The organism is Pseudomonas sp. F-14 TE3623 (genome assembly GCF_053629015.1).
Map to the genome: position 1 here is coordinate 5,468,523 of NZ_JBRJHM010000001.1, position 17,468 is coordinate 5,485,990.

Here is a 17,468-nt window from a genome sequence, read left to right on the forward strand (position 1 = left end):
AGCGGCCCTGAAATCTACAACCACATTCCTCCAGAAACACCGCATTTGCTGGGCTTACGGCTGCTGCGCAACCGAACGGGGGCCAGTCCTCTCGCCACAGGATCGTGTAGGCCAAACACCTACATTTATTAAACAAACTCGCCCAATCAACACGCAGTCACTCATTCCTACATCCAGAAATACTTTGTTGCCAGCGCTTACATCCGTCCCTACCATCCACGTCAACGGGCACAGCGGAGCTGTCCAACAAAACCCGAATTCAAGGAACCAGAATGACCCAGCGCATCCATCGCAGCATCGACACCCCACTCCGATCAGGCCTGAACCGGGATGAACTGTGGGAGGGCCACGACAAAGGTCTGATCAAATGCTGGGAAATCGGCCGCCAACGCGCCGTCCGCTTCCCCGACCTCGCCCGAGAATGCCTCACTGGTGAACTTCCGGTGCTAGGCTGGAAAGGTGGCGTCAGCCGCAGCCTGAAGAAACTCGAAAAATACGGATCCCTCAAATACCTCGCCCAATGGCAGGGGTTGCGCGGGGAAGATCTGGATATTGATCTGAGCGCAGAACGGGCGTTGACCTGTTCCAGGACCAAAATGATGGTGACGTTTACGCCGGATCGGTCGAAGTATTTCAATCAGGTGGCGGACGTGGAAGCCTGAGGAAAAGGCCCCGAGTCGATTTGAATCAGCCTCTCAAAACAGCCCTCTGGAATGTCAAATGAACCATGACGCGCAGATCCAATACGCACTGACACCCAGCCTCAATATCGCCTACGAAGAGCACGGTCCCAGCGCCGGCGACCCGGTCATTCTGCTCCACGGCTTCCCCTACTCCCCCCGCGCCTACGACGAAATCGCCCCGGTCCTCGCCGCAAAGGGCTACCGCATTATCGTCCCGTACCTGCGCGGCTACGGCCCGACTCGTTTCAACTCCCCCGACACACTGCGCTCCGGCCAGCAAGCCGCCCTCGCCCAGGATTTGCTGGACCTGATGGACGCCCTCGCCATCAAACAAGCTGCTTTGTGCGGCTACGACTGGGGCGGTCGGGCGGCGTGCATTGTTGCGGCGCTGAAGCCGGAGCGGGTGCGCTGTCTGGTGACCGGGGATGGCTACAACCTTCAGAACATCCCCAACTCCACCCAGCCTCTGGATCCGGAGACTGAACACCGTCTCTGGTATCAGTACTATTTCCACACCCCGCGCGGTGTTGAAGGCTTGACCCAAAACCGCCGGGCACTGTGCGAACTGCTCTGGAAGTTGTGGTCGCCGACCTGGGTCAAAAATGCCGAACGTTATCCCTTGAGCGCGCCACTCTTCGATAATCCGGACTTCGTCGAGGTGGTGATTCACTCGTACCGGCACCGGTTCATGTATGCGCCCGGCGATCCGGCGCTGGAGTGGATGGAAGAAGCGCTGACCCAACAACCGGTGATCAGCGTGCCGACGATTTCCCTGTGCGGCGCCGATGATGGTGTAGGCCCCGCCTCTGAAATCGATGAAGACGCCGAGCGCTTTACCGGCCCTTATGAACGCCGAGTATTGGCGGGCGTCGGGCATAACATTGCCGAAGAAGCGCCCGAGGCGACCCTCAAGGCAATACTGGATCTGCTGGAGAACTGACGGAAAACCGCTCGCGATAGGCTTGCGGTGTCACGCCCATGGCTCGCAGAAAACTGCGGCGCAAAGTTTCTTCGCTGCCAAACCCGCATTGCACCGCGACCCGTTTGATCGGTACACCGGTGTCGCTGAGCAGCCGTCGCGCGGTCTCGACCCGAATCAGTTCGATGGCCCGCGCCGGAGTCTGGCCGGTGTCGGCGCGGTAGTGACGGACGAAGCTGCGCTCGCTCATGCCGGCCTGCAAGGCTAAGGTCGGGATGCCGAGGTCCTTGGTGAGGTTTTCGCTGATCCAGGCATGGAGGTCGTCGAATCGGTTGCCTTCCTTTTGCAAAGACAAGGTAACGCTGAACTGCGACTGACCACCCGGACGCTTGAGAAACACCACCAATTGCCGGGCGACGTCCAGGGCCATGGTTCGGCCGAGGTCTTCTTCGACCATCGCCAAGGCCAGGTCGATGCCCGCGGTGACCCCGGCCGAGGTCCAGACCGGGCCGTCGTTGATGAAGATCGGGTTGGGTTCGACCTGGAGTTTGGGATGCTGATGCGCCAATTGCTCGCAACGGGTCCAGTGTGTGACCACCCGCCTGCCATCAAGCCAACCGCTGGCCGCCAGCAAAAACGCCCCGGTACACACCGACGCCACCCGCCGACACCCTGTCGCGTGCTCACGTACCCAGGCCACCAGCGGCTCGTCTTTCGCCGCCGCGTAAACGCCCCAGCCACCCGCAATGATCAAGGTGTCACTGCCCTGATCCGGCAACGACTCCGCAAACAGCGCCAACCCCGCCGACGACATAACCGCCCCGCCACCGCAGGCAATCACCGACGGTGCATAGGGCGGTGGCAAACCTTGCTGGCGAGCAATGTCGTTGGCCGAGGCGAACACCTGCAACGGCCCGGTGACGTCAAGCAGTTGCACATTGGCAAAGGCCAGCACATGAATGGTTTTCGGGTTGTTCGGCATGTTTGGCGTAATTCGTGGGGTTATTGGCGTATGCGCCAGATCCTACGAGCCTACAGTGAAGTCGTCCACCCCAACCAGGAGAAAAAACGCCATGACGTTGCAGATCGGTTTTCTGTTGTTTCCACAGCTTCAACAACTGGACCTGACCGGCCCTTATGACGTGCTGGCCTCGCTGCCGGACGTGAAAGTGCATCTGATCTGGAAGGACCTGGTCCCGATCACCGCGAGTACCGGACTGGTGTTGAAACCGACCACAACCTTCGACGATTGCCCGCCACTGGATGTGATCTGCATTCCCGGCGGCAGCGGCGTCGGGCCGTTGATGGAGGATGACGAAACCCTGGTCTTCATCAAGGCTCAGGCCGCTAACGCAAAGTATGTCACTTCGGTTTGCACTGGGGCGCTGGTGCTTGGCGCGGCGGGGTTGCTCAAGGGCAAACGTGCCACCACTCACTGGGCGTATCACCAATTGCTCGAGGTGTTGGGAGCGATCCCGGTGAACGATCGGGTGGTGCGCGACGGCAATCTGCTGACCGGTGGCGGGATCACCGCGGGGATCGATTTTGCCCTGACCCTGGCGGCTGAACTGTTCGATAAGGACACGGCGCAACTGGTGCAGTTGCAGTTGGAATACGCGCCGGCGCCGCCGTTTGCTTCGGGAAGTCCCGAGACAGCGCCGGTCAGCGTGCTGGATGAAGCCCGCAAACGCGCTGCCGCGTCGTTGAAATTGCGCTCGGAAATCACCGAACGTGCAGCGGCGAAACTCGCCCGCCAGTGAAAGAAACGGCTGCGGGAGCTATTGCCCCCGCAGCCAGTCACTCAGGCCGGAAAATCTGTTGCCAGCGAAATGGCTTTCCACTGGTTCAAGTCCTGCTGCACCTGTGCGATTTTCTGTTGCGCCAGGTCAACCGCAATCTGGCCCATGAACAAGTGCAGCGGCGGCTCACTGACATTGGCCGCCTGGATGATTGCCAAGGCAATCTTGTCCGGGTCGCCGGCCTGCTGACCATCAAGAGTGTTCTGGTGCAGGTCCAGTGAGGCTTGCGCGGCGGTGTAATCATCAATCCTGCGCTCGGCAACAGCCAGTGAAGCGCTGGACAGAAACCCCGTACGCACCGGTCCCGGATAAACCACGGTGGCCTTGATTCCCAACTCCTGAACCTCTGCCGCCAGCGCTTCGGTCATACCACCGAGGGCGAACTTGCTCGCCACGTAACTGCCCCAACCGGCATAACCGCCATCGAAGCCGACAATCGACGAGATATTGATCACGTGCCCGCTGCGCTGCGCCCGCAACTGCGGCAAGGCGTGACGCAATACATTAAGCGGCGCAAACAGATTCACATCGAAATTGCGCCGCAATTCGCTGTCCGACAGCGCTTCGAAGGTGCCCTGCTGGCCGTAACCGGCGCAGTTGACGACGACATCAAGACTGCCGAAGACTTCAACGGTGCTTGCGATAGCACTGGCCACGCTGGATTCATTCATCAAATCGACTTGCAGCGGCAGAAAGCGCTCGCTGGCGGCCTGCAGCTCCCCGAGGTTACGGGAGGTGGCGGCGACGCGATCACCCAAGGCTAACACCTGTTGCGCGAGGGCCAGGCCGAGGCCCTTCGAGGCGCCGGTGATAAACCAGGTTTTAGGAGAGTTTTTCATGGGTAGGTTCCTCTGTTTCAGTGCATGACTTGCTCGACAAAAACGATGACGCGTCACTCCGGCCGGCGGTACAGCACCATCCCGGCGTGGTAGAGCACTCCGTCGCGAAAGTCGCCGTCAGCCGTGAAACCGGTGTCGTCGACATATTCGATGTGGTCGCCCTCCAGCCAATAGCGGCCCAGATAGGCGCTTTCCCGATGGCCGCGCGCCTCGTCGTAGCGCCCGCCGGGCAGCAGTTGGTGGCGGATCACGCCGTCGGCGGTGACCCAAAGGCCAACGTATTGGTCTTGATTGCCTGATGGTTTGGTCATTTCAGTTCTCCCGACTTCAATAAGTGCCGGTTCAAAACGGACTGGCCGTCGGCCGTACGATCAATTCGCTGACATCCACATCGGCCGGCTGATCGATGGCATAGGCAATGGCTCGGGCGATAGCCTCGGCAGGAATGGCAATCTTGCGGAATTCACGCATTTCGGCGCGGCCGCCGGCATCGGAAATGCTCTCGGCCAGTTCGGATTCGGTCACGCCGGGGGAAATCACCGTGACTCGCACATCGCCACCGACTTCCTGACGCAAGCCTTCGGAAATCGCACGCACGGCGAATTTGGTGGCGCAATACACGGCGGCGGTCGGGCTGACGGTGTAGGCACCGATGGAGGCGATGTTGATGAACTGGCCGCAGCGCTGACGCTGCATCAATGGCAACCCGGCAGCGATGCCGTGAAGGACGCCACGGATGTTGACGTCGATCATCCGGTCCCACTCCTCGACCTTCAGCGCCTCGAGTTTCGACAGGGGCATGACTCCGGCGTTGTTGACGATTACATCGACCCGGCCAAAGCGCTCGACGGCGAAATCGATGAAGGCCTGCACATCATCGCGGCGTGTGACGTCCACCGCCCTGAACGCTGCGCTCCGGCCAAATTCATTGAGTTCTGCGACCAGTGTTTCCAGGCGATCGACGCGTCGGGCGCCGAGAACCACATGGGCGCCCTGACTGGCCAGAAGACGTGCACTGGCTTCGCCGATTCCGCTGCTGGCGCCGGTAATGACAACCACTTTGCCTTGAATGTTGGACATGACTTTTCCCTTGTTCTGGTGACTGGAACATCCCGGATGGGGACGTTGCGACAGGTCCAGATTAGGGACGCTTCGATGGGTTTCGTTAGCCGGTTTCTCCTGGGTTCTTGCACGATCCTGTAGCAGCGAAACCGATGCTGGCCGACACGCGCGCAATCGGTTTTACTAGCCCGACTCAACCTTCGGCCAGGGAGATTGTTCAGCATGACGACTTCTATTTCCGCGGATGCCCAAGACGGCGTCGACGTTCGGCGCGCCGAGCTGGTGAGCCTGATGAAGCGCTTCGCCCCGGAATACGGCGTTCATGCCACGCCGATCAAAGACTTGCACCTGATCCGCAGCGACCATCCCACCGAAGACCTGCACACAGTGCACAAACCGGGACTGTGCGTGATTGTCGAAGGACGCAAAGAAGTACGCCTGGCCGCTGAAAGCTATATTTACGACCCGCTCAATTACCTGGTGGTGTCGGTCACCCTGCCCTTGGCCGGCAAAGTGATCGAGGCCAGCCCGGATCGGCCTTATCTGTGTTTGCGTCTGGACATTGACCCGGCGCAGATCTGCCGTTTGATCGCCGACGTCAGCCCAATCGGGGTACCCGGGGTGAGAACGACTGGACGTGGTCTGTTTCTGGATCGAATCGACGCGCCCTTGCTTGATGCCGTATTGCGGCTACTGAGGTTGCTGGAAACCCCGGACGACATCGCGCCCCTGGCACCACTGGCGCAGCAGGAAATCTTCTATCGGTTATTGCGCGGCGAGCAGGGCCAGCGCTTGCATGAAATCGCCATACCCGACACCCAGACCCACCGCATCAGCCGTGCTATCGAATGGCTGAACAACCATTACGCCGAACCCCTGAGCATCGAGAACCTGGCGCAGATGATCAATCTCAGTACCTCGGCGCTGCATCACCGCTTCAAATCGGTGACAGCCATGAGCCCGTTGCAATACCAGAAGCAATTGCGCTTGCAGGAAGCGCGACGGCTGCTGTTGTTGGAGAACAGTGATGTTTCGTCAATCGGCTACAAAATGGGCTACGAAAGCCCTTCGCAATTCAGTCGTGAATACAGCCGTCTGTTTGGCGCCTCGCCGAGCAAGGACATCGCCCGGCTGCGCGCTCAGGCGATTTAGCAGTTTTGTGTTCGCCAGAATCAGGCAATTCAAGGGCATAAAAAAACCCGCCTAAGCGGGTTTCTCAAGACCATGCGACATCCTGTCGGCAGCCATCCTGGCGTATGGTCGATCATCCGTGATCCTGAGCACGTCCTGTGCTTCAGTTGATGGATCCAGATTAGACGTATCGGTGAAGCTTCAAAAGACGACATACCATCGACTACATGTAAGCCATTGACCATTCAGCACCTGAAACCTGCCCTTCTTGTAGCAACTGCAGTTTTCTGCGGACGAAAAAAAACCCGCCGAAGCGGGTTTTTCCCAAGACCATATCGACTCCCTGTCGGCAGCGATCCTTGCTATGGTCGATCATCCGTGACCCTGGAGCACTTCCTGTGCTTCAGTTGATGAGGCTAGATTACGCTTGGGATCCAATCTGCAATAGACGACATAGCTACTACCGCGTGTAAGACATTCGCTATAGCCGCCCTTCCGAAAACCCTTAGACGAATCAGTCATCATGGGCTGAAGCCACGAGTGTCGTGGCCTGCAGCCATTAACCTCCCTGACGCTCATGGTCCTTGGTGTCTACCAGAAATTTTTCGATATTGCTCATCTGCTCATCCCAACCCCGGCTGTCCATGCGGAACGCCTTGAGCCTGCGCGACTGAGGGATGTGATCGAAACCGGACTCGACGACCGTCAACAACGTGCCTTCGTCCATATCCTGGAGTTCGAACTTCACCAGCGTGGTGGGCTCCTGGGAGTAATCGGTATCGGGTTCGACTGCATACGGGTGCCAGCGAAACGAAAACACGCGCTCCGGCTCGACCCGCTCCACCAGTACATTCCACAACAAGTGCTCATAACCAGGATAAGTAATCTGCCCCTGGGTCCACTCGCCGGCGACAAAACGCTTGCCCTCGAGTGCCACGCCGAACCATTGCCCAAAGGCTTCGGCATTGGCCAGCACGCGCCAGACCTGCGAGCGCGGCACCTTGAGCAGGATCTTCCTTTCGATGCGATCTGATGCTGGGTTCATAAGTCACCTCCTGTATTGAACAGTAGGCCTGTAAAGACCATAAGACCAACCTTAAAGTTGTATCAAACGGGTGCGGCAATCACCCGTACCTGAAATATTCGGCCTCAGTTTTGGCCATAAGTTCTGGTTTGAAGGGGGGAGTCAACGGTCTGAAACTGCTAACGTTTGAAACGACGTGGAACCCTTACAAGGAAGATTCATGCAGCCTTCACTCACGGAACGTTATCGCGCAACCCTGCTGGGGCTTGCTTGTGGGGATGCCGTTGGCACCCGTGCCGAATTCCAAACGCGCGGCTCGTTTAAGCCTCTGACCGACATGATTGGGGGTGGTCCTTTCAATCTGAAGCCGGGGCAATGGACTGATGACACCTCCATGGCACTTTGCCTGGCCGAAAGTCTGCTGAACAAAAAAGGGTTTGATGCGGCCGACCAAATGGGCCGTTATCTCAACTGGTGGCAATAGGGTTACCTGAGTTCGACCGGCGAATGCTTCGACATCGGCATGACCGTCCGTGAGGCGCTGGCTCGTTATCAGCAAACCGGTCAGCCATTCGCGGGATCCACCGATCCCTATACGGCCGGTAACGGTTCGCTGATGCGGTTAGCGCCAATAGTGTTGTACTACTTTCCCGACCTTGACCGGATCAGGAGGTTTTCCGCAGACAGTTCGCGCACTACCCATGCGGCGCCGGAGGCACTTGAATGCTGTCAGTTACTTGCCGATCTGATCCGCAAGGCATTGCAAGGCGCGCCCAAGCCGGATTTGCAGAGCCTGCCAGAGACGACGTTCGTGGAACCGAAGGTCGCGAGCATCGCCCGAGGCGATTACCTCGGAAAATCCAAAGACGATATTCGCGGTACCGGTTACTGCGTTGCATCACTGGAAGCGGCCTTGTGGTGCTTTCATCACACTGACAGTTTTGAAGCCGCCATCCTCGAAGCCGCAAACCTGGGCGACGACGCCGATACCACTGCCGCCATCGTCGGCCAGTTGGCCGGAGCCCACTACGGTGTGCAGGCCATCCCTGACGGCTGGCTGGCAAAGTTGCACATGCGCGAAGACATCGAAGCCACGGCTGACGCCCTGCTTCGGGCAGCCACTGCTGCCGACATATCAGCCACGCAACCAGGAAAAATCCCCATGAATAACTTGCATGGCAGCTGCTTGTGCAAAGCCATCGAATACGAACTTGATAGCCTCGACATGCCCATCAGTCACTGCCACTGCCACACCTGTCGCAAGGCACACGCAGCAGCATTCGTCTCGACGGCCGGGGTCATGCGTGAGCATTTTCACTGGATAAAAGGACAGGACCGGCTAAGCACCTATGAGTCGTCGCCGGGCAAGCTTCGGCATTTCTGTTCGATCTGCGGATCGCATCTGATGGCAGAGCGCTTGGCCCAACCTCATGTAATCGTTCGCGTGGCGACGCTCGACGATGATCCGAAAATGACACCTCAGGCTCATATCTGGACGTCCCATGACGTGTCCTGGCTTGAATATGAATCGAATGAGAAATGTCCGGAGTGGCAGACATAGTTTTCCGGATTACACCGCGCCAGACTCTGATTTGTTGGCTGGCGGCGCCGCGCTACACTGCATTCAAACTTTCCATCATCACAGCGAACCTCCCATGCCCCCACGTTTTCTCCTTGCGTTGACGCTGCTGCTGTTTACCCCCTTTGCGCATGCCATTGACTGCGACAATGCCACTGACCAGACGACGATGAATCAGTGCGCGGCGCAGCAGAACAAGGCGGCCGACAAGGAGCTGAATGCGCTTTATCAGCAGATCACCGCGCGATTGAAGGACAGCCCCGACGCGAAAAAGCTGTTGATCGGTGCGCAGCGCTCATGGATTGCGTTTCGCGACGCCGAGTGCAAGTTCTCGGCGTCCGGGGTGGCGGGAGGCAGTGTGTATCCGCTGATCCATAGCAACTGCAGCACTGAACTGACCAAGGCGCGGGTCGAGGCGTTCAAGACTTACTTGAAGTGTCAGGAAGGGGATTTGAGCTGTCCGGTGCCTGGGGCTTGATGTGGTTTTGTCGCGAATTGCGACAGCCGATGAGACGACGAGCAACCTGTTACGGTCTTGAGACACCCTCTATTCAGGATTAGAATTTTCGGGCTAAGGGTGAATGACGGAGCATTTGCCCGGCCACACATCTGGCGTGAGGGAGGTAGCGATGTTCCTTTCAACCCTGGAAATTCAAAACATCATTGAGCACAGTTTTCTGCCCGCCGTATGCACCTGCAGCCTGGAAGCGGATCAGTCCATGACAATTCGGGTCTGCGATTGCATGACTGGCAAAGTGGATCTGGTGGCCACCCATGTTCCGGTATGGACACTGGACAGCCCCCACGCGATCGCATCGCTGGTGGCTGATATGCGGCAAGAAATCGCAGCTCACAAAGGCATTCATCCGAAGTTTTTCAGCTGAACCGGTGCGCGCCGCACCACGACGGTGGTGCGGCGCACGCCCGTCGGGTTACGACGGTTTTTTTCGGGAAATATCTTCAAACCAATTGCGCCAATCGGTCCCAGCATCGTGAGCCTGTGCTGTGAAGCCTTGATCATTAGACGTGAGGGTCGCCCGGTGCTTTGCTCGGCACGGCGTATTGCGGTTTCAGGTGACCGTCCTGATCGAGTAGCCAGGCATCCATGATCTGCCGCACCACAGGACCGGCAACTCGACCGCCGGCCTCGCCGTTTTCGATCATCACCGAGATGACAATCTTCGGATGTTCGGCCGGGGCAAAACCGACGAACAAGGCGTTGTCGCGGTTACGCTCCAGGGTTTTCGCCCGGTTGTAGCGCTCACCCTGTTTGATCGCCACCACTTGCGCGGTCCCACTCTTGCCGGCGATGCGGTACTGAGCCCCCACCGCTGCCGCTCGGGCAATCCCGCGAGCATCGTGCATCACCATCTGCATGCCGTGGTTGACCTGCTCCCAGTCACGCGGATCCTTGAGGAGGATGTTCGGCATCGGATGCTCGTCCACCGGCGCTACGCCATCCACCGTTTTGGCCAGGTGTGGTCGGTTCCATACACCTTTGTTGGCGATCAGTGCAGTCGCTTGGGCCAACTGCAGCGGCGTGACCTGCATGTAACCCTGGCCGATGCCGAGGATCACTGTCTCGCCAGGGAACCACGGCTGACGGCGCGTGGCGCGTTTCCAGGCCTGGGATGGCATTAACCCCGCAGACTCTTCGAACATGTCCAGTGAGACCTTCTCGCCGAGGCCGAACATCGCCATGTAGTCGTGCAGACGGTCGATGCCCAGCTTGTGCGCCAGATCGTAAAAGTAGGTGTCGTTGGAGCGCATGATCGCCGCGTCCATGTCCACCCAGCCATCGCCACTGTGGTTCCAGTTACGGTATTTATGATCGAAATCCGGTAGCTGGTAATAACCCGGATCGAAGACGCGGGTCTGCGGGGTGACCACCCCGGCGTCGAGGCCGGCGATCGCCACTTCCGGCTTGATGGTCGAACCCGGCGCGTAGAGCCCACGCAGCACACGATTGAACAGCGGCCGGTCGATGGAATCGTGCAGCGCCGCGTACTCCTTGAAGCTGATGCCCGTCACGAACATGTTCGGGTCGAAGCTTGGCTTACTGACCATGGCCAGCACTTCACCAGTCGAGGGATCGAGAGCAACCACCGAGCCACGGCGATCGCCCAACGCCTCCTCGGCAGCTTCCTGAAGTTTGACGTCGAGGCTCAATACGATGTTTTTGCCGGGGACCGGATCGGTGTGTTTGAGCACTCGCAGCACGCGACCCTGGGCGTTGGTCTCGACTTCTTCATACCCCACATGACCGTGCAACTCGGGCTCGTAGAATTTCTCGATGCCGGTCTTGCCGATGGATTGGGTGGCACGGTACTCCACCGTATCCAGGGCTTTGGATTCTTTCTCGTTGATGCGGCCGACATAGCCGATCGAGTGTGCGAAGTGTGCACCCATCGGGTAGTGGCGAACGAACTGTGGTTCTACGTCGATCCCTGGCAAACGGAATTCGTTGACTGCCAACACCGCGATTTGTTCTTCGCTGAGTTCGTAGAACAAGGTGACGGGCACGAAGGGGTGTCGAGCCTGCTTCATCGCCTTGTCGAACAGCGTGCGGTCTTCAGCCGGCAGGTGCAGGAGGTTGACCACCTCATCCAGCTCTTCTTTGACGTCGGAGGCGCGTTCGCGGGTGATGGTCAGGTTGAAACTGGGCCGGTTGTCCGCCAGTAGCACGCCGTTGCGGTCGTAGATCAACCCGCGGGTAGGGGCGATCGGCAATACGTGTACGCGGTTGTTTTCGGAGATCGTCGAGTGGTAGTCATACTCGACCACCTGCAGAACATACAGCCGCACCACCAGCGCGCAGGTAATAGCAACGACGAACAAGGCGCAGGCCATCAGTCTTTTATTGACCAGGCGCGTCTCTTTTTCGTGGTCCTTGATTGGTATTGGTTCAGGCATTTCTGCAGCGGCTCTTTGACTGTAGAGGAGGCCGATTCGTAGGCTTGAAATCAGTCCGTTAAAAAACGAGCTGCACCATACCAAAAACGGCGTGGTTACTTTAGCGTCCGTTCCACCGAAACTTCATGAACAATGCAGCTATTACCTGGGATAGCCTCCACGACACTTTCCTGCGGACAAAACAAAACCCCTACCTGCATATGCAGATAGGGGTTTCGGAATTTAATCTTGACGATGACCTACTCTCACATGGGGAAACCCCACACTACCATCGGCGATGCATCGTTTCACTGCTGAGTTCGGGATGGGATCAGGTGGTTCCAATGCTCTATGGTCGTCAAGAAATTCGGTAGCCAGCTCGTTTGCCTTGCGGCTCACGCTCCAGCGAATGGGTATGCGATAGTTTGGTGTTTTGTGAGTATCTCGAACTTTCGGTTCGTTTCGTCTTCACACACCGCAATCTGGTGCCTTTTCAGGTCAGCAAATTGCTTGGGTGTTATATGGTCAAGCCTCACGGGCAATTAGTATTGGTTAGCTCAACGCCTCACAGCGCTTACACACCCAACCTATCAACGTCGTAGTCTTCGACGGCCCTTCAGGGGACTCAAGGTCCCAGTGAGATCTCATCTTGAGGCTAGTTTCCCGCTTAGATGCTTTCAGCGGTTATCTATTCCGAACATAGCTACCCGGCAATGCCACTGGCGTGACAACCGGAACACCAGAGGTTCGTCCACTCCGGTCCTCTCGTACTAGGAGCAGCCCCTCTCAAATCTCAAACGTCCACGGCAGATAGGGACCGAACTGTCTCACGACGTTCTAAACCCAGCTCGCGTACCACTTTAAATGGCGAACAGCCATACCCTTGGGACCGGCTTCAGCCCCAGGATGTGATGAGCCGACATCGAGGTGCCAAACACCGCCGTCGATATGAACTCTTGGGCGGTATCAGCCTGTTATCCCCGGAGTACCTTTTATCCGTTGAGCGATGGCCCTTCCATACAGAACCACCGGATCACTAAGACCTACTTTCGTACCTGCTCGACGTGTCTGTCTCGCAGTCAAGCGCGCTTTTGCCTTTATACTCTACGACCGATTTCCGACCGGTCTGAGCGCACCTTCGTACTCCTCCGTTACTCTTTAGGAGGAGACCGCCCCAGTCAAACTACCCACCATACACTGTCCTCGATCCGGATAACGGACCTGAGTTAGAACCTCAAAGTTGCCAGGGTGGTATTTCAAGGTTGGCTCCACGCGAACTGGCGTCCACGCTTCAAAGCCTCCCACCTATCCTACACAAGCAAATTCAAAGTCCAGTGCAAAGCTATAGTAAAGGTTCACGGGGTCTTTCCGTCTAGCCGCGGATACACTGCATCTTCACAGCGATTTCAATTTCACTGAGTCTCGGGTGGAGACAGCGCCGCCATCGTTACGCCATTCGTGCAGGTCGGAACTTACCCGACAAGGAATTTCGCTACCTTAGGACCGTTATAGTTACGGCCGCCGTTTACCGGGGCTTCGATCAAGAGCTTCGCGTTAGCTAACCCCATCAATTAACCTTCCGGCACCGGGCAGGCGTCACACCCTATACGTCCACTTTCGTGTTTGCAGAGTGCTGTGTTTTTAATAAACAGTCGCAGCGGCCTGGTATCTTCGACCGGCGTGGGCTTACGCAGTAAATGCTTCACCCTCACCGGCGCACCTTCTCCCGAAGTTACGGTGCCATTTTGCCTAGTTCCTTCACCCGAGTTCTCTCAAGCGCCTTGGTATTCTCTACCCAACCACCTGTGTCGGTTTGGGGTACGGTTCCTGGTTACCTGAAGCTTAGAAGCTTTTCTTGGAAGCATGGCATCAACCACTTCGTGTTCTAAAAGAACACTCGTCATCAGCTCTCGGCCTTAGAATCCCGGATTTACCTAAGATTCCAGCCTACCACCTTAAACTTGGACAACCAACGCCAAGCTGGCCTAGCCTTCTCCGTCCCTCCATCGCAATAACCAGAAGTACAGGAATATTAACCTGTTTTCCATCGACTACGCTTTTCAGCCTCGCCTTAGGGACCGACTAACCCTGCGTCGATTAACGTTGCGCAGGAAACCTTGGTCTTTCGGCGTGGGTGTTTTTCACACCCATTGTCGTTACTCATGTCAGCATTCGCACTTCTGATACCTCCAGCAAGCTTCTCAACTCACCTTCACAGGCTTACAGAACGCTCCTCTACCGCATCACCTAAGTGATACCCGTAGCTTCGGTGTATGGTTTGAGCCCCGTTACATCTTCCGCGCAGGCCGACTCGACTAGTGAGCTATTACGCTTTCTTTAAAGGGTGGCTGCTTCTAAGCCAACCTCCTAGCTGTCTAAGCCTTCCCACATCGTTTCCCACTTAACCATAACTTTGGGACCTTAGCTGACGGTCTGGGTTGTTTCCCTTTTCACGACGGACGTTAGCACCCGCCGTGTGTCTCCCATGCTCGGCACTTGTAGGTATTCGGAGTTTGCATCGGTTTGGTAAGTCGGGATGACCCCCTAGCCGAAACAGTGCTCTACCCCCTACAGTGATACATGAGGCGCTACCTAAATAGCTTTCGAGGAGAACCAGCTATCTCCGAGCTTGATTAGCCTTTCACTCCGATCCACAGGTCATCCGCTAACTTTTCAACGGTAGTCGGTTCGGTCCTCCAGTTAGTGTTACCCAACCTTCAACCTGCCCATGGATAGATCGCCCGGTTTCGGGTCTATTCCCAGCGACTAGACGCCCTATTAAGACTCGCTTTCGCTACGCCTCCCCTATTCGGTTAAGCTCGCCACTGAAAATAAGTCGCTGACCCATTATACAAAAGGTACGCAGTCACCCAACAAAGTGGGCTCCCACTGCTTGTACGCATACGGTTTCAGGATCTATTTCACTCCCCTCTCCGGGGTTCTTTTCGCCTTTCCCTCACGGTACTAGTTCACTATCGGTCAGTCAGTAGTATTTAGCCTTGGAGGATGGTCCCCCCATATTCAGACAAAGTTTCTCGTGCTCCGTCCTACTCGATTTCATGACCAAGAGATTTTCGCGTACAGGGCTATCACCCACTATGGCCGCACTTTCCAGAGCGTTCCGCTAATCTCAAAGCCACTTAAGGGCTAGTCCCCGTTCGCTCGCCACTACTAAGGGAATCTCGGTTGATTTCTTTTCCTCAGGGTACTTAGATGTTTCAGTTCCCCTGGTTCGCTTCTTAAGCCTATGTATTCAGCTTAAGATACCTAACTTATGTTAGGTGGGTTCCCCCATTCAGACATCTCCGGATCAAAGTCTGTTTGCCGACTCCCCGAAGCTTTTCGCAGGCTACCACGTCTTTCATCGCCTCTGACTGCCAAGGCATCCACCGTATGCGCTTCTTCACTTGACCATATAACCCCAAGCAATCTGGTTATACTGTGAAGACGACATTCGCCGAAAATTCGCGATTAAACTCACAAATTTTACCTTAGCCTGATCACCACCAGTGAAAGTGGCCATCAGTCTATCTTTCTATCACATACCCAAATTTTTAAAGAACGATCTAATCAAAAGACTAGAAATCAATATTCACAGCGGAATATTCATTTCTAAACTCTCAAACGTTTCGAAGCAGTTAATGGTGGAGCCAAACGGGATCGAACCGTTGACCTCCTGCGTGCAAGGCAGGCGCTCTCCCAGCTGAGCTATGGCCCCATACAAAATTGGTGGGTCTGGGCAGATTCGAACTGCCGACCTCACCCTTATCAGGGGTGCGCTCTAACCAACTGAGCTACAGACCCAATTTCGAGCGCGTAACTGTTAGCGTTGAGCTATCAGCTTGGAGCTTAAAGCTGCTTCTATCGTCTTCTTCAATGAATCAAGCAATTCGTGTGGGAACTTATGGAGCAGCTGATGTCGTCGATTAAGGAGGTGATCCAGCCGCAGGTTCCCCTACGGCTACCTTGTTACGACTTCACCCCAGTCATGAATCACACCGTGGTAACCGTCCTCCCGAAGGTTAGACTAGCTACTTCTGGTGCAACCCACTCCCATGGTGTGACGGGCGGTGTGTACAAGGCCCGGGAACGTATTCACCGCGACATTCTGATTCGCGATTACTAGCGATTCCGACTTCACGCAGTCGAGTTGCAGACTGCGATCCGGACTACGATCGGTTTTCTGGGATTAGCTCCACCTCGCGGCTTGGCAACCCTCTGTACCGACCATTGTAGCACGTGTGTAGCCCAGGCCGTAAGGGCCATGATGACTTGACGTCATCCCCACCTTCCTCCGGTTTGTCACCGGCAGTCTCCTTAGAGTGCCCACCATTACGTGCTGGTAACTAAGGACAAGGGTTGCGCTCGTTACGGGACTTAACCCAACATCTCACGACACGAGCTGACGACAGCCATGCAGCACCTGTCTCAATGTTCCCGAAGGCACCAATCCATCTCTGGAAAGTTCATTGGATGTCAAGGCCTGGTAAGGTTCTTCGCGTTGCTTCGAATTAAACCACATGCTCCACCGCTTGTGCGGGCCCCCGTCAATTCATTTGAGTTTTAACCTTGCGGCCGTACTCCCCAGGCGGTCAACTTAATGCGTTAGCTGCGCCACTAAGAGCTCAAGGCTCCCAACGGCTAGTTGACATCGTTTACGGCGTGGACTACCAGGGTATCTAATCCTGTTTGCTCCCCACGCTTTCGCACCTCAGTGTCAGTATCAGTCCAGGTGGTCGCCTTCGCCACTGGTGTTCCTTCCTATATCTACGCATTTCACCGCTACACAGGAAATTCCACCACCCTCTACCATACTCTAGCTCGTCAGTTTTGAATGCAGTTCCCAGGTTGAGCCCGGGGATTTCACATCCAACTTAACGAACCACCTACGCGCGCTTTACGCCCAGTAATTCCGATTAACGCTTGCACCCTCTGTATTACCGCGGCTGCTGGCACAGAGTTAGCCGGTGCTTATTCTGTCGGTAACGTCAAAACAGATACGTATTAGGTAACTGCCCTTCCTCCCAACTTAAAGTGCTTTACAATCCGAAGACCTTCTTCACACACGCGGCATGGCTGGATCAGGCTTTCGCCCATTGTCCAATATTCCCCACTGCTGCCTCCCGTAGGAGTCTGGACCGTGTCTCAGTTCCAGTGTGACTGATCATCCTCTCAGACCAGTTACGGATCGTCGCCTTGGTGAGCCATTACCTCACCAACTAGCTAATCCGACCTAGGCTCATCTGATAGCGCAAGGCCCGAAGGTCCCCTGCTTTCTCCCGTAGGACGTATGCGGTATTAGCGTCCGTTTCCGAGCGTTATCCCCCACTATCAGGCAGATTCCTAGGCATTACTCACCCGTCCGCCGCTCGCCACCAGGTACAAGTACCCGTGCTGCCGCTCGACTTGCATGTGTTAGGCCTGCCGCCAGCGTTCAATCTGAGCCATGATCAAACTCTTCAGTTCAAACATCTTTGGGTTTTTAAGAAACCCTAAACTTGGCTCAGCAATCGTTGGTTACATCTTTGATTTCTCGCGGA

13 protein-coding genes, 2 tRNA genes, 3 rRNA genes and 1 pseudogene are annotated in these 17,468 nt (G+C 56.4%); 8 read left to right on the forward strand and 11 right to left on the reverse strand.

Going from position 1 to position 17,468, the window contains the following annotated elements; translation table 11 throughout:
- The first annotated feature begins 272 nt into the window (after window positions 1–272).
- Both AB7M29_RS25420 and AB7M29_RS25425 read left to right on the forward strand, forming a co-directional pair.
- Window positions 273–662 carry a hypothetical protein gene (locus tag AB7M29_RS25420; RefSeq protein WP_454248264.1) on the forward strand — a complete coding sequence of 130 codons (390 nt, stop codon included), beginning with the start codon at window positions 273–275 and terminating at the stop codon, window positions 660–662.
- 58 nt (window positions 663–720) lie between these two features.
- Entirely contained in the window at window positions 721–1,623 is a 903-nt protein-coding gene (locus tag AB7M29_RS25425; protein ID WP_217857311.1) for an alpha/beta fold hydrolase, read from the forward strand.
- Here AB7M29_RS25425 and AB7M29_RS25430 read toward each other — a convergent pair.
- Window positions 1,592–2,584 carry a GlxA family transcriptional regulator gene (locus AB7M29_RS25430; RefSeq protein ID WP_454248265.1) on the reverse strand — a complete coding sequence of 331 codons (993 nt, stop codon included), beginning with the start codon at window positions 2,582–2,584 and terminating at the stop codon, window positions 1,592–1,594. The two genes, AB7M29_RS25425 and AB7M29_RS25430, sit on opposite strands and share 32 nt — an antisense overlap.
- 91 nt (window positions 2,585–2,675) lie before the next feature.
- On the opposite strand from AB7M29_RS25430, the gene inhA reads away from it, so the two are divergent.
- The gene (gene inhA, locus AB7M29_RS25435) at window positions 2,676–3,362 is read left to right on the forward strand and encodes an isonitrile hydratase (protein ID WP_454248266.1); all 687 of its coding nucleotides are present in this window, start codon (window positions 2,676–2,678) and stop codon (window positions 3,360–3,362) included.
- Between the two features lie 41 nt (window positions 3,363–3,403).
- Here the strand turns inward: inhA and AB7M29_RS25440 are convergent, their stop codons facing one another.
- Genes AB7M29_RS25440 through AB7M29_RS25450 form a run of 3 tightly spaced genes read right to left on the reverse strand, consistent with a single transcriptional unit; the run spans window position 3,404 to window position 5,320 of the window.
- Entirely contained in the window at window positions 3,404–4,240 is an 837-nt protein-coding gene (locus AB7M29_RS25440) for an SDR family oxidoreductase (protein WP_217857314.1), read from the reverse strand.
- 53 nt (window positions 4,241–4,293) lie between these two features.
- Window positions 4,294–4,551: an Atu4866 domain-containing protein gene (locus AB7M29_RS25445; protein ID WP_123720437.1), complete on the reverse strand. Its 258-nt coding sequence runs from the start codon at window positions 4,549–4,551 to the stop codon at window positions 4,294–4,296.
- Between the two features lie 31 nt (window positions 4,552–4,582).
- Window positions 4,583–5,320, reverse strand: a complete 738-nt coding sequence (locus AB7M29_RS25450) for an SDR family oxidoreductase (protein ID WP_217857315.1) — start codon at window positions 5,318–5,320, stop codon at window positions 4,583–4,585.
- Window positions 5,321–5,524: 204 nt separating this feature from the next.
- On the opposite strand from AB7M29_RS25450, the gene AB7M29_RS25455 reads away from it, so the two are divergent.
- Window positions 5,525–6,454, forward strand: a complete 930-nt coding sequence (locus AB7M29_RS25455) for an AraC family transcriptional regulator N-terminal domain-containing protein (protein ID WP_454248267.1) — start codon at window positions 5,525–5,527, stop codon at window positions 6,452–6,454.
- A gap of 538 nt (window positions 6,455–6,992) precedes the next feature.
- On the opposite strand, the gene AB7M29_RS25460 is transcribed toward AB7M29_RS25455, so the two are convergent.
- The gene (locus AB7M29_RS25460) at window positions 6,993–7,478 is read right to left on the reverse strand and encodes an SRPBCC family protein (protein ID WP_007907615.1); all 486 of its coding nucleotides are present in this window, start codon (window positions 7,476–7,478) and stop codon (window positions 6,993–6,995) included.
- Window positions 7,479–7,677: 199 nt separating this feature from the next.
- Between AB7M29_RS25460 and AB7M29_RS25465 the strand changes: the two are divergent.
- From AB7M29_RS25465 to AB7M29_RS25480, 4 genes and pseudogenes are all read left to right on the forward strand, one after another.
- Window positions 7,678–8,595: pseudogene (locus AB7M29_RS25465) on the forward strand (ADP-ribosylglycohydrolase family protein); the annotation flags it as partial.
- A gap of 24 nt (window positions 8,596–8,619) precedes the next feature.
- The gene (locus AB7M29_RS25470; RefSeq protein WP_225923205.1) at window positions 8,620–9,018 is read left to right on the forward strand and encodes a GFA family protein; all 399 of its coding nucleotides are present in this window, start codon (window positions 8,620–8,622) and stop codon (window positions 9,016–9,018) included.
- A gap of 94 nt (window positions 9,019–9,112) precedes the next feature.
- On the forward strand, window positions 9,113–9,514 hold the full coding sequence (locus tag AB7M29_RS25475) for a lysozyme inhibitor LprI family protein (RefSeq protein WP_454248268.1): 402 nt from the start codon (window positions 9,113–9,115) through the stop codon (window positions 9,512–9,514).
- Between the two features lie 151 nt (window positions 9,515–9,665).
- A complete protein-coding gene (locus tag AB7M29_RS25480) occupies window positions 9,666–9,920 on the forward strand; it encodes a DUF1652 domain-containing protein (protein WP_052963080.1) in 255 nt (84 codons plus the stop codon).
- A 136-nt stretch (window positions 9,921–10,056) separates the two neighbouring features.
- On the opposite strand, the gene mrdA is transcribed toward AB7M29_RS25480, so the two are convergent.
- From mrdA to AB7M29_RS25510, 6 genes are all read right to left on the reverse strand, one after another.
- Complete coding sequence (gene mrdA, locus AB7M29_RS25485; protein WP_217857319.1) at window positions 10,057–11,949, reverse strand: penicillin-binding protein 2; 1,893 nt, start codon at window positions 11,947–11,949, stop codon at window positions 10,057–10,059.
- A 226-nt stretch (window positions 11,950–12,175) separates the two neighbouring features.
- A 5S ribosomal RNA gene (gene rrf / locus AB7M29_RS25490) occupies window positions 12,176–12,291 on the reverse strand.
- A 158-nt stretch (window positions 12,292–12,449) separates the two neighbouring features.
- Window positions 12,450–15,341 (reverse strand): 23S ribosomal RNA (locus tag AB7M29_RS25495).
- Between the two features lie 229 nt (window positions 15,342–15,570).
- A tRNA-Ala gene (locus tag AB7M29_RS25500) sits at window positions 15,571–15,646 on the reverse strand.
- A 9-nt stretch (window positions 15,647–15,655) separates the two neighbouring features.
- Window positions 15,656–15,732 (reverse strand) — tRNA-Ile (locus AB7M29_RS25505).
- Window positions 15,733–15,855: 123 nt separating this feature from the next.
- Window positions 15,856–17,394: ribosomal RNA gene (locus AB7M29_RS25510) — 16S ribosomal RNA — on the reverse strand.
- Together the 16S, 23S and 5S rRNA genes with 2 tRNA genes alongside form the textbook arrangement of a ribosomal RNA operon.
- Between the last annotated feature and the right edge of the window lie 74 nt (window positions 17,395–17,468).